Raw genomic sequence first — 19392 nt, 5'->3', positions numbered from 1 at the left:
TCTGAAGGGCGAGGGGGGCTACGACCCTTGGGTCTTATCCTCTTGGTCNATNCGGTTCAGGAANGCGGTTTCCAGATCCTTTTGNAGCTCTTTCGCGCGCGCCACATAGGCTTTGTTCTCGCTTGGTGGGATGTCAGGGCGCCACAGGGCCGCCAGCTCGCGCACAGACGCACGGTCGTGCGAATAGAACATCCGCTGCGCCTCTGCCGCCTCGTAGTCAGAGAGCCCGAGGTTTTCCAACACATAGCGCCCCGCCCGAAGCGAGCTGTCGAACATCTCGCGCACAATGTCATTCGCGCCGGCCTGGTATTGTTGGTACACATCCGTTCGGTCATGGGCGCGGGTTACGATATGCAGGTCGGGCCGTTCCTTGCGCGCATAGGCGATAAGCTGCAAGGCCGACTTGGGATCATCCAACGCGACAACCAGAACCTTGGCATCGCGCAGACCGGCCTTGCGCAGAATGTCAGCGCGGGTCGGATCGCCCAAGAATGCCTTGAAGCCAAAGCGGCGCATGACGGCGATGGTTTCGGGGTTGTGGTCCAGAACGACGGTGCGAAAGCCACTGGCCTGCACCAGACGATTCACAATCTGGCCGAACCGCCCGACACCCGCGATGATCACGGTGCCCTGCTCGTCAATCTCGTCTGCAACGATGGGGCCGGATTTCGTATCCATCCGTTTGCTGATCTGGTCATAGGTGATGAACAGCAGCGGCGTGATCAGCATCGATAGGGCGACGACCAGCAACAATGTCTCGGCCACGTCATTGGGCATGACCCCCGTGGCGACCGAGAAGCTGACCAGCACAAAGCCGAATTCACCCGCCTGCGCCAGACCAAGCGCAAAGAGCCAGCGGTCACGCCCTTGCAGCTTGAACAGGGTGCCAAGCCCGTAAAGGATCAGGCCCTTCACCAGAATAACCAGCAGCGCCATCCCGACGATGATGATCGTATCGGCGAACAGCAGGTCAAAGTTGATACCCGCCCCCACGGTGATGAAGAACAGCCCCAGCAGCAGCCCTTTGAACGGCTCGAGGTCGGTTTCCAGTTCGTGCCGGAATTCGCTGCTGGCCAGCACCACTCCCGCAAGGAAGGCCCCAAGCGCGGGCGACAGGCCCACCAGCATCATCAGAAAAGAAATCCCGACGACGATCAGCAGGGCCAAAGCGGTATACATCTCGCGCAGCTTGGCGGCGTGGATAAACCGGAAAACGGGACGGGTGAAAAACACGCCGGTGATGATGATCCCGGCAATGGCACCCAAGGTGACCAGCGTGATGGCCCAACCCGGCAGCCCCTGCACCAGCGAAATTGCCGCCTGCGCGGTTTCCGCACCATGACCCGCCGCCGCAGGACCGTGCCCCGAGGCTGCCTCTGCCCCGTGGGCGGCATCCTCGGGGTTCACCGAGATCGACCCGTCCGGTCGCATTTGCGCGGGCAGCTGCGCCACAAGCAGCGGCAGGAACGCGAGGATCGGGATCACCGCGATATCTTGCGTCAGCAGCACCGAAAACACGGATCGTCCACCCGCTGTTTGCATCAAACCCTTTTCTGACAGGGTTTGCAGCACGATCGCGGTTGACGACAGNGACAGCGTGAGNCCGATCGCAATCGCCACACCCATCGGNTGGTCATAGGCCATCGCGATGCCCATCAGCGCCGCAGCGCTAAGCACGACCTGCATCCCGCCAAGCCCCAGCAGCCGGTGGCGCATGTTCCACAGGGCGCGGGGTTCAAGCTCTAGCCCGATGAGGAACAGCATCATCACNACACCAAATTCGGCGAANTGCTGCAAATCCTTGGTNTCCGATCCNACCANCCCGAAGGCCGGCCCGATCAGGATCCCCGCNGCGAGATATCCCAGCACCGACCCCAGCCCCAGACGCGATGCGATGGGAACCGCAATCACCGCCGCAGCGAGATAGATCGAGGCTTGAAACAGGAAACCTTCCATAAGGGGCATACTTTCTTTGTGTCGGGCAGGCCCCGAGCGGGTCAATCAGGTGGGCAAGGGCCCGTCTCGTTTAAGCTGATCCATAACGATCTGGCTATGCACTTTTGCGACAGCACCATGGGGGAGCAGCACATCATGGATGAGGCGGTTCAGGCTGGGCAGGTCTGCACAATAGACGCGCAGCAAATAATCCGCATCCCCCGTCATCGTCCAGGCGCTAACGATTTCGGGGCGGGTGGCCAAAAGCCGCGCAAAGCTGGCGGAATGTTCGGGGCCGTGGGTNCCCAGATGGACCTGCACAAAGCCCTGTACCGTCAGCCCCAACCGTTCGGGGTTGAGCCGGGCCGTNTAGCCTTGGATATANCCTTCGGTTTCAAGNCGTTGCCGCCGCCGACCTGCTTGGGACGGGGATAGGTGCAGCTTCTCTCCCANCTCTTGAGCNGTGAGATGCGCGTTCTTTTGCAGCGCCGCCAGCAGGCGTTTATCGATATCATCTAATGTCATGCGGTATTCTCACATAGAATGATAAAACCATGCGTCAACCCCGCGCGAATAGCCAGTCACACTTGTATGTTTGCGCAAAGATAGCGTGGTTCCGGCGATAGACTGCGCACGAACGCTATCAAAGGAGCATCTCATGGGTCCGTTTCCGCATGACGCCGAAAAATCCAAAATCACNGATGAAAACCCGGCCGGCACCGACGGGTTCGAATTCGTCGANTTCGCCAGCGCCGACCCGCAGGAGCTTCGCGATCTATTTACCCGTATGGGCTATGCCCATGTGGCGAACCACAANACGCAGAAAATCGAACTCTGGCAGCAGGGGGACATNACNTATGTGCTGAANGCNGACCCTGACAGCTTTGCCGCAGGCTTTGTGGCCGAGCATGGCCCCTGTGCGCCGTCGATGGGCTGGCGGGTTGNGGATGCGCAAAAGGCGCTGGANCACGCTGTTNCCAAAGGGGCGGAGGAATATACAGGCGCAGGCAAGGTGCTGGATGTGCCCGCGATCAAGGGGATCGGCGGGTCNTTAATCTACTTTGTGGATCAGTATTACGACACGTCGCCCTATAACGAGGAATACGACTGGATCGCGCAATCCAAACCCGCTGGCGTCGGTTTCTACTATCTCGATCACCTGACGCATAATGTCTTTAAGGGGAACATGGACGTCTGGTTCAAGTTCTACGGCGATCTGTTCAATTTTCGCGAGATCCGGTTTTTCGATATTGAAGGCAAGTTTACCGGCCTTACCTCGCGNGCGCTGACATCTCCCTGCGGCCGCATCCGTATCCCGATCAACGAGGATCGCGACGAGAAGGGGCAGATCGTGGCCTATCTCAAGAAATACAACGGCGAGGGGATCCAGCACATCGCCGTGGGCGCGCGGAACATCTATGATGCGACGGATGCCATTGCGGACAACGGGTTGAAATTCATGCCCGGCCCGCCCGANACCTACTATAAGATGAGCANGGATCGCGTCACCGGCCACCAAGAGCCGCTTGATCGGATGAAGAAACACGGCATCCTGATTGACGGGGAAGGGGTCGTGGATGGCGGCGAAACCCGCATTTTGCTTCAGATATTCTCGAAAACTGTCATNGGGCCGATCTTCTTCGAGTTTATCGAGCGTAAAGGGGACGACGGTTTTGGCGAAGGGAACTTCAAGGCGCTGTTCGAGAGCATCGAGCAAGAACAAATCGACAGTGGCGAGTTGAGCGAAGCCTGAAACGACAGAAAGCCGCATCTTCGGATGCGGCTTTTTCATGTAGCGAGCAGTCAGATCTTNCGNGGCTTAGCCGCGNGGCATCTTGAGNACGACATCGCGCCCGCGGCGGTTATACCGCAATTCAGCCTCTCCAATCGCGGAGACGCGGCCGCCATCCAGACGATCCCCGACGGCAACCTTNTGGTACCGCCCGTTGCTCAGCCGGATCAAGGCGCGGCGGCTTGAGGGTTTGCCGTAGACNCCGATCAGATTGATTTGACGCAGTTTGATCGCATTTTTCACAGTTGCCTGCTTCGATACGGAGGCTTTCGANGGCANNGAAGGCTGTACCACCTGNGGCGTGACCGCAGCCGGCGCACTGGCNACCGTCACNGGCGCAGGCTGCGCCCGTTCGGCCCGACGTACGATGCGCGAAAAGTTACCGGGGCGCGTGTCTGGTCGCTTGGACACTTCTGTCGCGTATTGCGTCGCGTTGTTCACGGGCTCTTGCGGCAAGGCGGCTTTGATCGCGGCGGCTGCNGCCTCTGCTGCGGCGTCAACCTCGGCNTGTTTGGCTGCAGCGGCGGCNTTGATGACNTCGGCGCTGCGCAGGGTCGGGCGGAANGCGGCAAGCTCGTTGCGGGTCACCCCGCCCAGATTGGCGCGCTNGTTCTGTTCGGGCAGATCCTCGGGGCGCAGCTTGGGGCGAAAGCCGAGCAGGGCNGCAACAACCGTATCCTCGACCTCTTCCTCTTCGACCGCACCGGGGCGGGCGAGGGTCGCAGGGGGCACACGGGCCGGTTGNCCGGCGAAAACCAAAACCCCATCCGCGTTCAACGTGCCATTCGGACTTGGAACAACCAGACCACGATCATCCAGTGTGAACGACGTGCCTGCCGCCGCCGGAGGGGCCGAGCTGATATCGACCGTATCCCCGCCAAAGGACGCGAGCGTCGGCAGTGCAACAGCGTCATTCGAGGTGCTGACGGGATCGATGCTGGTCATGAACAGATCATCCAGCGTCACCATCGACGGCGCCTTTGGTGTCTTTGGCGCGATGGCCCAAATGCCGGTTGTCGCGTATTTCGCTTCGATTTCCTGCGNGGTCAGCTCGCGTGGTTGCAGCTGCTGTGGCACGCGCATCGCGTCCAAAACCGCACCGTCCTCATCGCTGAGCGTGGGATCAAGCGCGGCGACAGTGGTGTCAGCCGTANTCTCGGGCGNGGCCTGCGGTNCGATGGNGTCCTCGCGGCTTTCCACNTGCTGTTTGACCACCGGCTCCGGTGGGGCAGAGGCGGTCTGCGTGGTGTCACGACTGCCAAAGAGCCGCGAAAGCGCTAACCCATCATCAAGGAAGACAGACGCCCAAGCTGCGACGCCCGCGAGGAACACCAGCAAAGCTGCGGTCAGGACCAGCCCCAAAAAGCGCGGCTTGCCGCCGATGGACTGCTCTTTGCGGGCCCCGAAAACGGTCATCTGGTCGACTTCGCTGGCCCCCGTGGCAAGGGCCTTGCCGGGAATGGGGGCCGCTTTTGCGGCAATTGGTTTGGGCGGAGGTGGTGTCGCGCGGGGCTTGCGGCGTTTCAGAAAGCCGAAAGGCGACGANTTGGCNGGNTGTGTGTGTTTGGCACCGGTTAACGAACTGCTATCGGGGACCGGCCCGCCCGTGTGCGACAANGGCTGCACGCTACCGCGCGCGGCGGCACCCGTGACGATNGGNGCGCTGCGTCGGCTGGAAAAATCCGCGGGGGCNTTNGTAGCGGCAGGTGCCGCGGGCGGGGCTTTGGANACGGCGGGCGCGGGCTTGGGTGTCGCTGCCNCATTTTTTTCAACAGATGGGGCGGCTGGTTTCTGTNCCGCGGGTGCCGNTGCCTTTCCAGCTGACGCTTCGGGCGTTTTGGCGCGGGCGGGGGGCGACGCCTTGCTTGGCGGGGGCGTCACCGAGGGGGACGCGGGTGCAACGCGAGGCACGTCAAGCTTTGCCGCTTTGGGCGCGGGGGCGTCTGCTGGTTTCTGACTCGCAGGCTGAGGAGCATCAGCCGTCTTGGCTTCCGGCTTTGCGACATCAGCCGCCGGAGCATCCGACGTGCTGTCACCCTGGTGCGACGCATCCGCCGTCACATCATCGGCTTTACCGGGGTTTTCCGCCTCATCAGCCGTGCCCCCTTTCGGCGGCGAAGTATCCTCCGGCGGCAGTTCCACATCGCCCAGGATAACGAATGGCCCTTTGTCACGCTCCACAGAATCGCCCGGCTCCAACCACTTGGGGGCGGAGTCTGTTGGGCCGAAAAACGCCTCGCCGATAAAATCATGATCGTCGGACTGGGCGGCAAAGCTGACGGGGTGAAAACGATGCTCGGTCGCGAAGGCTTCGGCTTCGGCCAGTGTTTCGCGGGCGACGGCGGCGATATGCGTGCGGGGGCCGTCATTGCTGATGTCAAAGACCAGATCTTCGACGGCATAGGGCGTCGCGCCATCAAGGGCCACTTCGGCCTGTTCGCGCCGCGCCTGATCGCTAAGCCCTGCGGTGTCGATCGTCATGTATTTGATTTGATCGTTCGGAATCAGTAGCTTACTACGCAGGCCGCTCGGCTCTAGCGCGGTGGCGGTGCTGCGCAAGGCGGCCAGTTGGGCGGCCATATCCTCCGCGTCGACGGCCACTTCGCCCACCTGCCGCCATCCATCAGGGGCGCGGTGCAGCAGGCGAATACCTTCGAAGGAGAGAGACAGTGCAAAATTGGGCTTCATTGGAACGCTTTTGACTAGAGGCATTGGGACGGTGGGACATTCGGACGGCAGCAGATTGCCAATACCATGCGGATCGCCTGCAAAACAGAGCGCCCGTTCACAGCAAAAGAATAGAGCAGTAGTTTGCTCATGAAAAGAGCGGAGCGCAGAGGAGGCTTGCGGCAACTTATGCGGGAGGTCACATATGAAGCCAAGGGATATCACAGTAAAAAAAGGTCATGAATATGCGAATGTTGAAAATTGCCGCGATCGTCTGTGCCGGTTTTGCGTCAGGGGCGCTGGCGCAACAAGCGCCTCAGGGGATCACCGTGAATGGCGAGGGCATTGTATCGCTGGCCCCTGATACCGCGACGATCCGCTTGGGCGTGAGCGAGCGGGCGGCCTCTGCTTCGGACGCAATGGCGCAGACTTCTGAAAAAGTGCGCGGCATTCTAGACCAATTGGATACATTGAAGATCGCGGGCCTCGACCGTCAGACCAGCGGGCTTTATCTGCGGCCCGTCTATGACAACCGCCCCCGCGAAGATGCGTCCCCGGTGGAAGTATCGGGCTATGAGGCGGGCAACACCGTCAGTGTGACGGTTCGCGATCTAAGCAAACTTGGGCAATTGCTGGACGCGGTCGTGGCCGAGGGCGCGAATGATTTCAACGGCTTGCAATTCGGATTGCAGGATAATGCAGCGGCGTTGGCCAAGGCACGAGAGAGGGCCGTTGAGGATGCGATGGCGCGTGCGCAGCAGCTTGCAGATGCCGCTGGCGTTAAGCTTGGTAAACTCACCAACATGTCCGAATCGAGCCAGGGTTTCCGCCCGATGGAAATGCGGGGTGCCCAGATGAAAACTATGGATATGCCCATCGAGACCGGAGAGATCGACATCAGCGCGCAAGTCACGCTGCAGTTCGAAATCGCCGAGGCTGACTAACCCTCTGCTGACTCGCGGCATTTGAAGGTTTGAATGGGTAAACATCCCCCCCGCCGAAGGGTTGCTTTGGCGGGGGTCTTTTGTAGGTCGTAACCTAGGCCGTCGCTTTGGCCAGCGCTTGATCAAGATCGGCGATCAGGTCGGCGGCATCCTCTGTCCCGATGGAAACGCGCACAACATTCGCGCCGGCGCCCGCGGCTTCTTGCTGCTCGGGGCTAAGCTGACGGTGCGTGGTGGAGGCAGAGTGGATGATCAGTGACCGGGTGTCGCCAAGATTTGCGACATGGCTGAAAATCTCCAACGCATTTACCAATTTGACGCAGGCGTCGTATCCGCCCTTCACCGCAAAGGTGAACAACCCGCCAGCCCCTTTGGGGCAAACGCTTTTCGCACGCTCGAAATAGGGCGAGGATTCGAGCCCCGCATAGGTGACATAGTCGACGCGGTCATCATTCTCGAGCCAAGTCGCGATTTTCTGGGCGTTTTCTACGTGGCGTTCCATGCGCAGCGAAAGTGTCTCTGTCCCCATCAGGGTGTAATGCGCGGCCTGCGGGTTCATCGTCATGCCAAGATCCCGCAAACCGATGGCGATGCCGTGGAAAGTAAAGGCCAAGCCGCCAAAGGTCTCGTGAAAGTTCAGACCGTGGTAAGCAGGTTCCGGCTGGCTCAGCGACGGGAATTTATCATTCGCGGACCAATCGAACTTGCCTGAATCCACAATACAGCCGCCTGTTACCGTGCCGTTGCCGGTCAGGTATTTCGTCGTCGAATGTACCACCAGAGTCGCGCCAAGTTCGATCGGGCGGCACAGGTAGGGTGTCGCCGTTGTGTTGTCGATGATCAGCGGAACGCCTGCCGCATCCGCCACGTCGGCAATGGCGCGTACGTCCATGATGTAGCCGCCAGGATTGGCAATGGCTTCGCCAAAGATCGCACGGGTATCGTCGTCAACCGCTGCTTTCACGGCATCGACGTCGTCGAAGTCGACAAACTTGCAAGACCAACCGAAACGTTTAATCGTTTGGCTGAACTGTGTCACCGTGCCCCCATACAGACGGGTAGAGGCGATAATATTTTTGCCCGGCCCCATCAGCGGGAACAATGCCATAATTTGTGCCGCGTGCCCGGAAGAGCAACACACGGCACCAACGCCCCCCTCAAGCGTGGCGATGCGTTCCTGCAAGACAGCAACGGTCGGGTTCGTCAGGCGGGAATAGATGAACCCCACCTCTTGCAGGTTGAACAACGCCGCCGCGTGGTCCGCATCGCGAAACACATAGGCCGTGGTTTGGTAGATCGGCGTCTGCCGCGCACCGGTCGCCGGATCAGGTTTGGCCCCTGCGTGTNTCTGCNGGGTATCAAAACCATAGTTGGGGCNATCTGTCATCGTTGTTCTCCCTAAAATTGTCTTCAATATGGTTAGGTGAACCGATGTAAACGCACAAGCTGTAGGTCGCTTCTGTCACGCTTAGGAGGTTGTTTACCGACTCGGATGAAATGCGGTCGACGCTACCGCATCCAGTAACCGTTTGATTTCAAACGATTCCGAATGGCCTGCTCTTTGCGCGGCAGGTTGTCCTGATCAAAGAGAGCCCGCGCCTTGCGACCGCGGCCTTGATAGACCATCCGCTTGATCGGCTCCGAACCCTTTAAAATTTTCTTCAGTTTATTTGGTGCTGCAATCGTTTCCAAAGTGTCAACGACGTGGTCCGGTTCGCGTGCGTAAAGCAAGGGCAGCAGGCGATAGTGGCAGCTAACAGACCCGTCAATCAGCCCGTCAGGCAAGGTATCGCGCGCCCCACCAAGCGCATGAATAACTAGCGGCAACGCGACTTGGTCAAGCCAAGGGTCAAAAGACTGCGCGCACAGCTCTTCCGGCGCGTCATCCCGGATCGCCAGAGCATAGTGCAAAAACTTTTCACCAAATTCGTGAGGGCAGCGATAGAAAAAGAAGCCTGCGTTGAAATACAGATACCGTTGCCAATAGTCGTCGGGCTGAGACAGGTCGAGGCTGCTGTCAAAATCTAGGTCAAACTTGTCGTAAAGGGATTTCCACAGACCGGCGTATTGTGGTCCGTACAGCTGGGGAACAGGCCACGTGTTTGTGCGCCGCATGGATGCCATCGGGCGGTCAAAGTCGAAGGGGACCGACATCAGGTCGCCAGTGATCAACGTGTCCGTATCGAAGAAAACGAAGGGCTCACCTTTTGGAAGCGCATTGAGCATTTCGATTTTATTTCCATATGGATAGCTCTCGCCGAAGTGCCTTGTGTCAAACGGAATAACCTCTGCGCCAAGGTTGTGGAGCGCGCTGATAACATCGGGGTTCTTGATTCGTGGATCATCCGACCAAAGCGGGCCGGGCTGCGGCTCCATCACATAGAGGTTGCCCGAAAAATGGGGGCTGTGGTGGCGCAGCGATGCAGCAAACAACAGAGCCTCATAAGCCAGCCGCCCGTGTTGCCCGACGATCGCGATGTTGAAAGCCTGATCCGGCCGGGAAGCATGGGACACGGGTCACCCCTATCATTTCGTATGCGTTCTAAATGCATAAGATGTGTCACAAATTCACATCGGAACACAATGTATCAAACGGCTGTGCCGCTATACTTAAGGATAGTCGAAAAGGGGAAAGTGGTGGGCGACCCTGGAATCGAACCAGGCGTGCGTCTCCGCGAGGGAGTTACAGTCCCCTGCCACACCTTGCGGCCTGTCGCCCACTTTCACCCTGTGCATTGCACCGGATGTGAAGGCGTGATTACAAGCGGGCAGTATAGGCGTCAAGGCGAAAACCGGCGCGAAATGCAGGGAATTTTACCTTGCGATGAAAGATAGAAGGTTCGGCGATGAAAAAACCTAAGTGGGTTGTGCAAAAAGAGCAGGAAAAGAAGGCGGATGCGAACCAAACAGTTTGGTTGTTTGGCCTTCATGCGGTGCGCGACGCGCTGGAAAATCCCGCGCGTGAAAAGATTAAGCTAATGGTCACGCCGAATGCTCAGATCAAGCTGGAAGAGGCGATTGCCAAGGCCGGTATCGAACCAGAGGTCGTTGATCCGAGAAAATTCCGCCCGCCGCTGGACCCCGGGTCGGTGCATCAAGGAGCCGTACTAGAGGTCAAACCGCTGAGCTGGGGGGCGCTCAAGGATGTCTGCATCGGGGCTGAAGCACCGCGCGTGTTGCTGCTGGATCGGGTGACAGACCCGCATAACGTTGGTGCAATTCTGCGGTCCGCAGAGGTTTTAGGTGCATCGGCGGTTGTGGGCATGCGTCATCACGCTGCGCCCGAGACCGGGGCGCTTGCGAAAACAGCGAGTGGCGCGCTGGAGCGGCAGCCGTATTTGCGTGTCCGGAACCTAGCCGATGCGATCAAGGAGCTTCAATCGATGGGGTATCTTGTTCTTGGTCTGGACGGCGAAGCCGATATGACCGTCGAATCTGCGCTGGAGGGGAAGCGCGACCGTCCGGTGGCGCTTGTGCTGGGGGCCGAAGGGCCAGGTCTGCGTGAAAAAACCAAAGAAACCGTCGATGCGCTGGTCCGAATCGACGCAGGCGGCGGGTTCGGTTCGCTAAACGTGTCAAATGCAGCGGCAATCGCGCTATATGCGTCGCGGGATCACAGCTGAGCATAATTGCATGAGTTACCCGACAAAAATCGCGACATGCTGTTTTTGCGGCAGCAAGGCAGCGCTGACATTGGGGGCAGGGCGGCACGAGCTGGCCTGCGCACAATGCGGCGCACCATTGCATGATCTGAAACAAATTCCGCTCCCTCGCGATTCTGAAATGCCCAATACCGGCGGCAAGCCTGCGGCGGGGCTGCGGAAATTTCCACATGCCCAAGCGGCAGCTGCTATTCACAAGCCTAAGCATCGAAAAGTGAAGAAAAAGAAAACCTGGATGACGAAGATCGCGCGTGAAGTCACGGATGTGATCGACGATATATTTGACTAGTTTACGCTGCCAAAAGCGAGATTCGGCGGAAAATGGCTGGCGCATTCATCGTTTCTTCACGGATTTGTCACATGCTCTTTGAATGGAGCAAATCGTTCCTACCTTCAGTGTATGACGGCGAGTTTGGAACTCTCGCCGATCACCTAACTGTCCCTCGTTCCATACCTTTGCGCCCTCACGTTTATCGTCGAGGGCGCTTTTTTTTAAACCGTTAGAGGTTTAGTAAGAAGCATGACCTACACCGATACCCAATTGAAAAATATTCTGACGCAGACGAAGCGTATCGCGGTCGTGGGGGCTTCGTTGAACCCGGTTCGGCCAAGCTATTATGTCACGCGATATTTGAAGGCCAAGGGGTACGATATTGTTCCGGTAAATCCGGCGCATGCGGGGAAGACACTATTGGGGGTAACGGTGGTTTCGCAGCTGTCAGACATCGAAGGTGGCGTTGACATGGTCGATATTTTTAGACGGTCAGAGACTGTGCCAGAAATCGTTGACGAGGCACTACAGGTGTTTCCTGATCTGGCGACGATCTGGATGCAAATCGGGGTGCAGCATCCTGAAGCTGCCGCAAAAGCGGAAGCAAAGGGCGTGACCGTTATTCAAAACAGATGCCCGAAGATTGAATATCAGCGCCTTTTCGGCGAATTGCGCATGGGAGGCTTTGCAACGGGAATAATCTCCAGCAAGCTTTGACCCCAGTTTTCTACGCGTTACAAAAAATATTGTGGTAAACGTGCCCCGTGTTAGCGGGCGGCTTTTTCAGCGAGGCCGCTTTGCGCCTGTCGGCGGCTCAGTTCATCCAGTACATCTGACAGCGCGACGTCGCGGGACGCGAGCATGACAAGCAGGTGGTACAGCACATCTGCGGCTTCCGATGTCAGACCAGCTTTATCGTCCTTCACGGCCTCGATGATCGCTTCGACCGCTTCTTCACCGAATTTTTCGGCGCATTTCTCGGGGCCTTTTGCCAAAAGCTGCGCCGTCCAACTGCTTGATGGATCGGCAGTTTTTCTTGATTGGATTGTTACAAATAGATCGTCGAGCGTCATGAGAGCCTCATTGGGATACCGGCATCAGCCATGTGTTGTTTCGCCTGAGCGACCGTAAATTCGCCGAAGTGAAAGATCGAGGCTGCGAGCACCGCTGAAGCGCCGCCCTGAACGACGCCATCGACAAGATGATCCAGCGTTCCGACACCGCCAGAGGCGATGACAGGCACAGAAACCGCGTCGGAAATCGCGCGCGTTAGCGGAATGTTAAACCCTTGTTTGGTACCGTCACGATCCATGGAGGTAAGCAGAATCTCTCCTGCGCCTTTCTCTGTGACCGTCTTTGCGAATTCGACTGCATCAATGCCCGTAGGTTTGCGGCCACCATGGGTAAAAATCTCCCACCTTCCGGGGGCGACGGTTTTCGCATCGATGGCACAGACGATGCACTGGCTGCCGAATTGGTCTGCTGCCTGCGCAATAATGTCCGGATTAGCCACCGCGGCAGAGTTAAAGCTGACCTTGTCGGCGCCAGCCAAAAGCAGGGCGCGAACATCTGCAACAGTGCGTACACCGCCACCAACAGTAAGCGGGATATAGCAGTGTTCGGCTGTGCGTGTGACCAGGTCGAACATGGTACCACGGTTTTCGTGTGTGGCGTGGATATCAAGAAAACAAAGCTCGTCCGCCCCTGCAGCGTCATATGCGATCGCTGCGTCAACCGGGTCACCGGCATCGCGCAAGCCAACAAAATTAACGCCTTTGACAACGCGACCATCGGCGACATCGAGGCAAGGAATAATACGGGTCTTAAGCATGTCTTCTTTCTCGCGACGGGGCAGCGGAAAAAACCGTTGGAGGGCTGTCTGCCCTCCAAACCACCCGAGGATTTGAAACCATTTGGAAACTCAGGCGAGGGCCTTCAAAGCTTCGCTCAGGTCGATCGCGCCATCATAAAGCGCCCGGCCGGAAATGGCACCGGATATCACGCCAGTTTTTTTCAGCGCCTCAAGGTCAGCAAGGGAGCTGACGCCCCCGGAGGCGATGACAGGAATATTCACGGCACGCGCCAAAGCGGCGGTGGCTTCAATGTTTGGACCGCCCATGGCCCCATCTCGCATGATATCGGTGTAGATCAGCGCCGCGACACCTGCATCTTCGAAAGATTTAGCGAGATCTGTAACCATTACGTCGGTTTCCTCAGCCCATCCCTTGGTTGCCACGCGACCATTTCTGGCGTCAATGCCGACCGCGACCTTGCCAGGAAAAGCACGCGCTGCTTCACGCACCAAAGCGGGATTTTCGACCGCGACAGTGCCCAGAATGACGCGTGCCAGACCNTTGTCCAGCCAAGCTTCGATCGTCGCCATATCGCGAATGCCGCCTCCCAACTGGGCGGGGACGTNGCAAGACTTCAAAATCGCTTCCACCGGGGCGGCATTGACCGGCGTCCCTGCGAAGGCACCGTTCAAGTCCACCAANTGAAGCCAAGTGCAGCCCGCATCCACAAACTCACGGGCCTGCGCCGCGGGGTCATCGTTGAAAACAGTGGATTTTTCCATGTCGCCGTGCACAAGACGAACGGCTTGGCCGTCTTTAAGGTCAATAGCGGGGTAGAGGATCATAGTGTTGCCCTTGGCATTGGGGGAGTTGGTTTCAATTGCCACGGCGGGCGGGTTTTTGCAACGCGGCAGAGGTGTCCCCTACGTCAAGCTTGCCTGAATCGTCGTATTGGCTTCAATNTGANNGCATATCGGGAGGATATATCATGAAAAGAACGATTATTGCGGCCATCGTTGGCATTGGTTTTGCAGGAACAGCCATGGCTGCTGACCCGGCGGTTGGCGTTTGGAAAACGCAACCGGATGACGGGGCTTATGCGCATGTCAAAATGACCCCCTGTGGTGGGGCGATCTGCGGTACGATTCAGCGNACGTTCAACGCGTCGGGCGAATATAAGTCCGAAAATATCGGAAAGCAGTTGGTCATCGACATGAAACCTGACGGGAGCGGCAAATATGCAGGTAAGGTTTGGCGACCTTCAAACAACAAAATCTACATCGGCAAGATGACCGTCGCCGGTAACAGCCTGAAACTGTCGGGCTGTGTCGCGGGCGGNTTGCTGTGTTCAAAGCAGGACTGGCAGCGGGTCCAGTAACCTTCATTTCCATCCCAAATGAGTGGGATTTGCGCGAATCGGGACGCGGGTGTAGANTNTGCCCGCGCCTTGGTTTTTTGGTGCGTTGCTAAAAAGCTGTAAGGCATGTGTCGCTTGGGGGAGTGATACGATGTTTTTAACAAAATATATTTTCTATGCTGCTATTTTTGCAGCTTCTTCGACGACTGTATTTGCTGATGTAGTTGAAGGTGTCTGGAAATCTGCGCCGGATGTTAACGGATTGGTTGTTCACGTACGGGCGAAGCCCTGCGGGCCTGCGTTATGCGGCACCGTCGAGCGTGCCAAGGATCGGCGTGGATATGACAAACGCTCTACAGCGGTTGGCAAACGGGTCTTCTGGGATATGAAGCCGCAACCAGACGGGAGCTATGTCGGCACGTTGCTGGAGCCTTCTGCGTCAAAAAAACATAAGGCGAAGATGTTGGTCGACGGCAATGCGATGCGGTTACAGACCTGCACAGGAAATGCTTGCGACGAAATGATNTGGACCCGCCTTCGNTAGAAGGCGGTGCCCGGTTCAGGGGCGCCAGTTCAGAAAGTTCGCAATCATACGAAGGCCGGTTGTCTGGCTTTTTTCNGGGTGGAATTGCATGCCGATCATGGTGTCACGGCCGATAACAGCAGTGACGTCACCAGCATANTCGACATGCGCNAACCGCTCGGNNTCGTCCTGTACATCCATATGGNAACTATGGACAAAATACGTGTGATCCCCGGTTTCGATTCCNTCGAAAACGGGGTGAGGGTGGTCTATGACAAGGTCGTTCCATCCCATATGCGGTACTTTTAGGGATGGGTCGCGTGGCGTGATCTTGGTNACTTCGCCNCTGATCCAGCCCAGGCCNGCTGTNTCTTCATACTCGCGCCCCATGGATGCCATCAACTGCATGCCCACACAGATCCCGAGGAAGGGGCGGCCCTTGTCGACGGCGGATTCAACCATNGCNGCNTANATGCCGCTTTGGCCTTTCAGNGCGGCCATGCAGGAGGGGAATGCGCCGTCGCCNGGCAGGACAAGGCGGTCGGCGCGCGCCACGACATCGGCGTCAGCGGTGACCACTACTTCACCAGCATTACACTCACGCGCCATCCGTTCGAACGCCTTATGCGCCGAATGAAGGTTGCCCGATTCGTAATCGATAATCGCAGTTAACATCGTTACAGCGCACCCTTGGTCGAGGGGATATCAGAAGATTTCCGAGGGTCGGTTTCTACAGCTTCGCGCAGGGCGCGGGCGACAGATTTAAAGACGGCCTCGGCGATGTGGTGGCTGTTCAGGCCATGCAGCATATCAATGTGCAAGGTGATCCCGCCATGCGTGCTAAGCGCCTGGAAAAACTCCCGTACCAATTCGCAATCGAAGTTCCCGATTTTTGCGGTCGGCAGGTCCACATTCCAGATCAAGAAGGGCCGCGCCGACAGATCAAGCGCGGTACGCACCAAGGCATCGTCCATTGGGAGCAGGCACGCGCCGTAGCGGCGAATGCCGCGTTTGTCGCCCAATGCCGTGCTTAGCGCTTGGCCAAGTGTGATGCCTACGTCCTCGACAGTGTGGTGGTCATCAATGTGAAGATCGCCGTTTGCGCTGATTTTCATATCGATCAGCGAATGACGCGCCAGTTGATCCAGCATGTGATCGAAGAACCCGATACCCGTGTGGTTGGCGTAGGACCCTGTCCCGTCGAGGTTGATTTCGACGCTGATCTCGGTCTCTGCGGTCGAGCGATTGATGGTGGTCTGGCGCATATGAATATCTCCGTCTTTCGGGCTCTTATAGCAGGGCAGGCCGTCGCGCCAAGACAAAGCGTTTCGATGCCAATCGGTCCCAATCAGCGATTGCGGCTGTTGCCCCCTTATGTCAGCTTGGACGTGTTGTAACCAGCCTAAGGCCTGTCCATGTCTACCTGCGTTTTTATCCAGATCCGGTGCCGGCCCGGCAGTACGTATCGCGTTGCTGAAGAGGTCGCGCTGCGGGAAATACACTCCGAGTTGTATTCAACCTCTGGTGATTACGATCTTTTGATGAAGCTTTATATTCCTTCGGGAAAAGATATTGGCGTTTACATCAACGATAACCTTCTGGACATCGAAGGGATTGAACGTTCGCTTACAACGATGACGTTCAAAGCGTTTTGAGGCTCCTGCTTTCTGCGCTTCTTTGCGGATCAGTTCTTTGGGGGCCAGCGCATGCGCTTACCTATGAAGGGGAAGAGGCCGCGGCGCTGCGCTGCGCCAATATGATCGCCTATACGGCGGTGACCTTGGCGCGTGCGGACATGATCGGTGAGGATGAAAAGACCATCATGCTGGGCGTGACGGTCCTGATCCTAGAACGCCATGTGAGCGGCACGCGGGCGCAAAAGAAATCGGCCATGGGCAAAATGCGCGACCGCCGCTCGATCGATCAGACGCTAGAGGATTACCGCAAACATGCGGCGCAGTGTCTGGTGCAATTCCCGATCAACTAGGATCAGGCGGCGGCGCATTTGCTTGCATAGCGCATTTCAGCCCGCGATAGCGCCCGTTCGAAGGTCTTTTTCACCCGTTGGGTCCGGTTCGCATTCGGGGCTATGGGCGTGCCGACTGACAGGCTGATGCTCTCTTGCTTCAGATCATCGCTTAGCAAGTTCAGCGCATCCAGCTTGGCCTGTAGCCCAGCCTCCATCCGGTCCCATTCGGGCAGGTTCGGGTCGCGCGTAATACACAGGAAGGCACCGTTGCCTTCGTAGGACATAAGAAGATGGGGGCAGGTGATAAGGTCGGTCAGGGTTTCTGCCACGCTGGTGAGGATATGAAGGAACCCCTGTTGTGACGTTTCTTCGAAAATACGTTCCGCATCATCAATCGACACGCCGAAAACCTGATAGTTGTCCAGTTCGCTCCGATCGAGCTGCGTAATGTAGTTCCCAAGGGAGAATGACAGGATCAGCCTGCCGACATTCGCCAAAAAGACCTTGTCGGCCAGTGTGATATCTTCAGCTACCTGTGTGCCTTCTTTGGACAGGTCGCTCGCGTCGATGCGTTTGATGGTCTTGGATGACACCAAAAGACGTTCGGCCACGCGAATGCGGTTGTAGATGTCCTTCAGGTTAAATGGCTTGGCGATGTAGTCATTCGCACCGGCGGCAAACGCTTTCTCGATAGAGATCGAATCTGTCTTCGCCGTCAGCATCAAAACCGGTTTGTCCTCATACCCGGGGACAGTGCGAATTCTTCGGCAAAGCTCGATCCCGTCCATTTCCGGCATATCGACGTCCAGCAGCAAGCAATCGAATGGCACCTTCTGAGCTTTGATCATGTCGAGAGCAGCCGGACCCGAAGGGGCCGTGTGCAGATCGTTCAGGTCTGCCTGTTCAAACATCGCGGGAAGGAGTTCTAGAATGAATGGATCATCGTCGACTGCTAGAATTTTCAATGTGGTCTCCTTCCAAGATTTGCTTCGGGGCTCCGAGGCAACCTATGTCGAACTCCCTAAACGATAGTGAACAAAACCGGCAACAATATGACTTTTTAAAAAATTCACCCTGTGCGGGAACTATGGGCATTTGTGGCACGAAGGTGAATAGATAAACGTTAACGTCGGAAAACTTCATGGCGCAGATGCCGTAAAATCGGCATAATTTGCGTCTATTAGTCGCGAATACGCCTAGCTCAACGGATCCATGTAATGAAAACCACTGTTCTAACGATTTCCCTCGCCGCTGCCGTTCTTGTTTCAGGATGTGCTGCGCCCACTGCCGATCGCGCTGCGCAATTCGGCGCTTCGTCCGGCACGCTAAGCTTCAAGGAAAACCGTGAGAACGACGCCGGTATGGTGGAGCAAACCGCCGCGCTTGACGCGTTGATGCGCGATATTGTCCGCAACTCCACAATCAAGCATGCCGCGGTTGGTGCCGCGGTGGGCTGCGGTATCTCGGTGCTTGCCGCATCCGATGCCTCGGGCTGCCTGCGAGCCGCTGCGGCCGGTGGCGTTGTTGGTGCGGTGAGCGGGAATCTCGCTGGCAAACGAGAAGTCGCCCAACGGATGGAGCTGGTTTCCGCCAACAATCTTGTGCGCAGTATCCGCAAGTCCAATGACCAGCTGGATGATATCACGACACATCTCCCACAGATGCTCGCACAGCAGCAAGAAGATGTGGCGACGTTGAAACAGCTCAAGGCCTCAGGGGCGATTTCGGAGCATGCTTATGACGCGCAGCTTGCCGATATACGCACCAGCCGCGCAGAGGTCGCCGAGGCGTTGGTTCTGTCGGCCGACCAGGCGAAGCTGGCGCAGAACAACTTGGCCGAAGCAGCCGATCAAGGTCAAACCGGTTTGGAGTGGCACATTCGCGCCATCGAACAGATGGAACGTGAAACACTATCAGCACGATCTACGATATCTCTTCTCTAAGCAGACAATAATTGCGTCACCGGCGTTTGCCGTATGACGGCCGTGTTCATAGTGCCATCATTCGAACGGGTATATGCCGAGGCAGGCGGGTGCTTTCAGCGCCCGCTTTTTTCTTTTGATCCCGGCAGTATTTGACTGACGCCAGGCGTCGGTAATCACGCATTGGGTGCCATATTGAAACATGCTCTGTGTTTGGCTCTGAGGCACGCGCCTGGGGCGTATGATCCAACTCCTCAGCGATGATCCACAAGGACAGGCAGAGCGCGTAGCGCCTCGCGAATATCCACTTGTCCCAGCTTCGTTGGTACTGGCCTGAGACGCCTCAGGTGCTCTCGTAGCAACGGGGGAGGGGTATCGGGCCTGTTGTGTTGCCGCCCTCAGAGAGAGGCCTAGGGAACCCTTGTAGGCCACAGAGGGAGGGCACTCAGCGGTGAAAGTGAATCGCCCCGGTTTTACCGGAGACCTGTAGCTTCATTTTACGCGACCATATCGAGCACGTCGCGCTGTGCATAGAAGTTCTGTTCAGCCTCTGCTGG

Annotated in this window: 20 protein-coding genes and 1 tRNA gene; 10 read left to right on the top strand and 11 right to left on the bottom strand. The window is 57.5% G+C overall.

Annotation, left to right across the window (positions count from 1 at the left end):
• Positions 1-18 precede the first annotated feature (18 nt).
• Entirely contained in the window at positions 19-1956 is a 1938-nt protein-coding gene (locus tag CBB63_RS09330; RefSeq protein ID WP_286698969.1) for a cation:proton antiporter domain-containing protein, read from the bottom strand.
• Positions 1957-2001: 45 nt separating this feature from the next.
• A complete protein-coding gene (locus CBB63_RS09325) occupies positions 2002-2460 on the bottom strand; it encodes an Lrp/AsnC family transcriptional regulator (RefSeq protein WP_286698944.1) in 459 nt (152 codons plus the stop codon).
• Between the two features lie 133 nt (positions 2461-2593).
• Here CBB63_RS09325 and hppD point away from each other — a divergent pair, with 133 nt between their 5' ends.
• Positions 2594-3688: a 4-hydroxyphenylpyruvate dioxygenase gene (hppD, locus tag CBB63_RS09320; RefSeq protein ID WP_286698943.1), complete on the top strand. Its 1095-nt coding sequence runs from the start codon at positions 2594-2596 to the stop codon at positions 3686-3688.
• 2951 nt (positions 3689-6639) lie between these two features.
• Entirely contained in the window at positions 6640-7338 is a 699-nt protein-coding gene (locus tag CBB63_RS09310) for an SIMPL domain-containing protein (RefSeq protein ID WP_286698941.1), read from the top strand.
• Between the two features lie 94 nt (positions 7339-7432).
• Here CBB63_RS09310 and CBB63_RS09305 read toward each other — a convergent pair whose 3' ends face one another.
• The 3 genes from CBB63_RS09305 to CBB63_RS09295 all read right to left on the bottom strand — a co-directional run bounded on the left by CBB63_RS09305 (position 7433) and on the right by CBB63_RS09295 (position 10057).
• On the bottom strand, positions 7433-8725 hold the full coding sequence (locus CBB63_RS09305) for an O-acetylhomoserine aminocarboxypropyltransferase/cysteine synthase family protein (RefSeq protein WP_286698940.1): 1293 nt from the start codon (positions 8723-8725) through the stop codon (positions 7433-7435).
• Between the two features lie 122 nt (positions 8726-8847).
• Positions 8848-9852: a GT-B fold glycosyltransferase domain-containing protein gene (locus CBB63_RS09300; protein WP_286698939.1), complete on the bottom strand. Its 1005-nt coding sequence runs from the start codon at positions 9850-9852 to the stop codon at positions 8848-8850.
• Between the two features lie 121 nt (positions 9853-9973).
• Positions 9974-10057, bottom strand: a tRNA-Tyr gene (locus CBB63_RS09295).
• A gap of 127 nt (positions 10058-10184) precedes the next feature.
• Here CBB63_RS09295 and rlmB point away from each other — a divergent pair.
• The 3 genes from rlmB (at position 10185) to CBB63_RS09280 (ending at position 11988) form a co-directional block, all read left to right on the top strand.
• Complete coding sequence (rlmB, locus tag CBB63_RS09290; protein ID WP_037944591.1) at positions 10185-10961, top strand: 23S rRNA (guanosine(2251)-2'-O)-methyltransferase RlmB; 777 nt, start codon at positions 10185-10187, stop codon at positions 10959-10961.
• A 10-nt stretch (positions 10962-10971) separates the two neighbouring features.
• On the top strand, positions 10972-11289 hold the full coding sequence (locus CBB63_RS09285; protein WP_286698938.1) for a hypothetical protein: 318 nt from the start codon (positions 10972-10974) through the stop codon (positions 11287-11289).
• Positions 11290-11520: 231 nt separating this feature from the next.
• Entirely contained in the window at positions 11521-11988 is a 468-nt protein-coding gene (locus CBB63_RS09280) for a CoA-binding protein (RefSeq protein WP_286698937.1), read from the top strand.
• Between the two features lie 50 nt (positions 11989-12038).
• Here the strand turns inward: CBB63_RS09280 and CBB63_RS09275 are convergent, their stop codons facing one another.
• The 3 genes from CBB63_RS09275 to hisA all read right to left on the bottom strand — a co-directional run bounded on the left by CBB63_RS09275 (position 12039) and on the right by hisA (position 13909).
• Complete coding sequence (locus tag CBB63_RS09275; RefSeq protein ID WP_009825012.1) at positions 12039-12344, bottom strand: phosphoribosyl-ATP diphosphatase; 306 nt, start codon at positions 12342-12344, stop codon at positions 12039-12041.
• Entirely contained in the window at positions 12341-13102 is a 762-nt protein-coding gene (hisF, locus tag CBB63_RS09270) for an imidazole glycerol phosphate synthase subunit HisF (protein ID WP_005854304.1), read from the bottom strand. The genes CBB63_RS09275 and hisF overlap by 4 nt, the downstream gene beginning before the upstream one ends.
• Before the next feature lie 90 nt (positions 13103-13192).
• Entirely contained in the window at positions 13193-13909 is a 717-nt protein-coding gene (gene hisA / locus CBB63_RS09265; RefSeq protein WP_286698936.1) for a 1-(5-phosphoribosyl)-5-[(5-phosphoribosylamino)methylideneamino]imidazole-4-carboxamide isomerase, read from the bottom strand.
• A 143-nt stretch (positions 13910-14052) separates the two neighbouring features.
• Between hisA and CBB63_RS09260 the strand changes: the two genes are divergently transcribed.
• On the top strand, positions 14053-14442 hold the full coding sequence (locus CBB63_RS09260; protein ID WP_005854302.1) for a DUF2147 domain-containing protein: 390 nt from the start codon (positions 14053-14055) through the stop codon (positions 14440-14442).
• 130 nt (positions 14443-14572) lie between these two features.
• The gene (locus CBB63_RS09255; protein ID WP_286698935.1) at positions 14573-14965 is read left to right on the top strand and encodes a DUF2147 domain-containing protein; all 393 of its coding nucleotides are present in this window, start codon (positions 14573-14575) and stop codon (positions 14963-14965) included.
• A gap of 15 nt (positions 14966-14980) precedes the next feature.
• Here the strand turns inward: CBB63_RS09255 and hisH are convergent, their stop codons facing one another.
• Entirely contained in the window at positions 14981-15619 is a 639-nt protein-coding gene (hisH, locus tag CBB63_RS09250) for an imidazole glycerol phosphate synthase subunit HisH (protein WP_286698934.1), read from the bottom strand.
• A 2-nt stretch (positions 15620-15621) separates the two neighbouring features.
• On the bottom strand, positions 15622-16209 hold the full coding sequence (hisB, locus tag CBB63_RS09245; RefSeq protein ID WP_009825008.1) for an imidazoleglycerol-phosphate dehydratase HisB: 588 nt from the start codon (positions 16207-16209) through the stop codon (positions 15622-15624).
• Positions 16210-16359: 150 nt separating this feature from the next.
• Here hisB and CBB63_RS09240 point away from each other — a divergent pair, with 150 nt between their 5' ends.
• Positions 16360-16599 (top strand): Lrp/AsnC ligand binding domain-containing protein, encoded by a 240-nt coding sequence (locus CBB63_RS09240; protein WP_005854294.1) that lies wholly within the window; start codon positions 16360-16362, stop codon positions 16597-16599.
• Between the two features lie 101 nt (positions 16600-16700).
• Positions 16701-16931, top strand: coding sequence for a hypothetical protein (locus CBB63_RS09235; RefSeq protein ID WP_235183796.1), 231 nt, complete (start codon positions 16701-16703; stop codon positions 16929-16931).
• A 2-nt stretch (positions 16932-16933) separates the two neighbouring features.
• Here CBB63_RS09235 and CBB63_RS09230 read toward each other — a convergent pair whose 3' ends face one another.
• A complete protein-coding gene (locus CBB63_RS09230; RefSeq protein WP_037953811.1) occupies positions 16934-17878 on the bottom strand; it encodes a response regulator in 945 nt (314 codons plus the stop codon).
• Positions 17879-18130: 252 nt separating this feature from the next.
• Here CBB63_RS09230 and CBB63_RS09225 point away from each other — a divergent pair, with 252 nt between their 5' ends.
• Complete coding sequence (locus CBB63_RS09225) at positions 18131-18856, top strand: hypothetical protein (RefSeq protein ID WP_286698933.1); 726 nt, start codon at positions 18131-18133, stop codon at positions 18854-18856.
• Positions 18857-19392: the final 536 nt, after the last annotated feature.

The sequence above is a fragment of the Sulfitobacter sp. TMED3 genome (assembly GCF_002167505.1).
GTDB lineage: Bacteria > Pseudomonadota > Alphaproteobacteria > Rhodobacterales > Rhodobacteraceae > Sulfitobacter > Sulfitobacter pontiacus.
The sequence above is the reverse complement of the archived record's forward strand: the minus strand, read 5'-3'. Positions and strand labels throughout refer to the sequence as shown.

Excerpts from the sequence above, each read along its gene's own strand:
- CBB63_RS09310 (WP_286698941.1), top strand. The coding sequence starts at position 6,640 with ATGCGAATGTTGAAAATTGCCGCGATCGTCTGTGCCGGTTTTGCGTCA.
- rlmB (WP_037944591.1), top strand. The coding sequence starts at position 10,185 with ATGAAAAAACCTAAGTGGGTTGTGCAAAAAGAGCAGGAAAAGAAGGCG.
- CBB63_RS09285 (WP_286698938.1), top strand. The coding sequence starts at position 10,972 with ATGAGTTACCCGACAAAAATCGCGACATGCTGTTTTTGCGGCAGCAAG.
- CBB63_RS09280 (WP_286698937.1), top strand. The coding sequence starts at position 11,521 with ATGACCTACACCGATACCCAATTGAAAAATATTCTGACGCAGACGAAG.
- CBB63_RS09275 (WP_009825012.1), bottom strand. The coding sequence starts at position 12,344 with ATGACGCTCGACGATCTATTTGTAACAATCCAATCAAGAAAAACTGCC.
- hisF (WP_005854304.1), bottom strand. The coding sequence starts at position 13,102 with ATGCTTAAGACCCGTATTATTCCTTGCCTCGATGTCGCCGATGGTCGC.
- hisB (WP_009825008.1), bottom strand. The coding sequence starts at position 16,209 with ATGCGCCAGACCACCATCAATCGCTCGACCGCAGAGACCGAGATCAGC.
- CBB63_RS09240 (WP_005854294.1), top strand. The coding sequence starts at position 16,360 with ATGTCTACCTGCGTTTTTATCCAGATCCGGTGCCGGCCCGGCAGTACG.
- CBB63_RS09235 (WP_235183796.1), top strand. The coding sequence starts at position 16,701 with ATGATCGCCTATACGGCGGTGACCTTGGCGCGTGCGGACATGATCGGT.
- CBB63_RS09225 (WP_286698933.1), top strand. The coding sequence starts at position 18,131 with ATGAAAACCACTGTTCTAACGATTTCCCTCGCCGCTGCCGTTCTTGTT.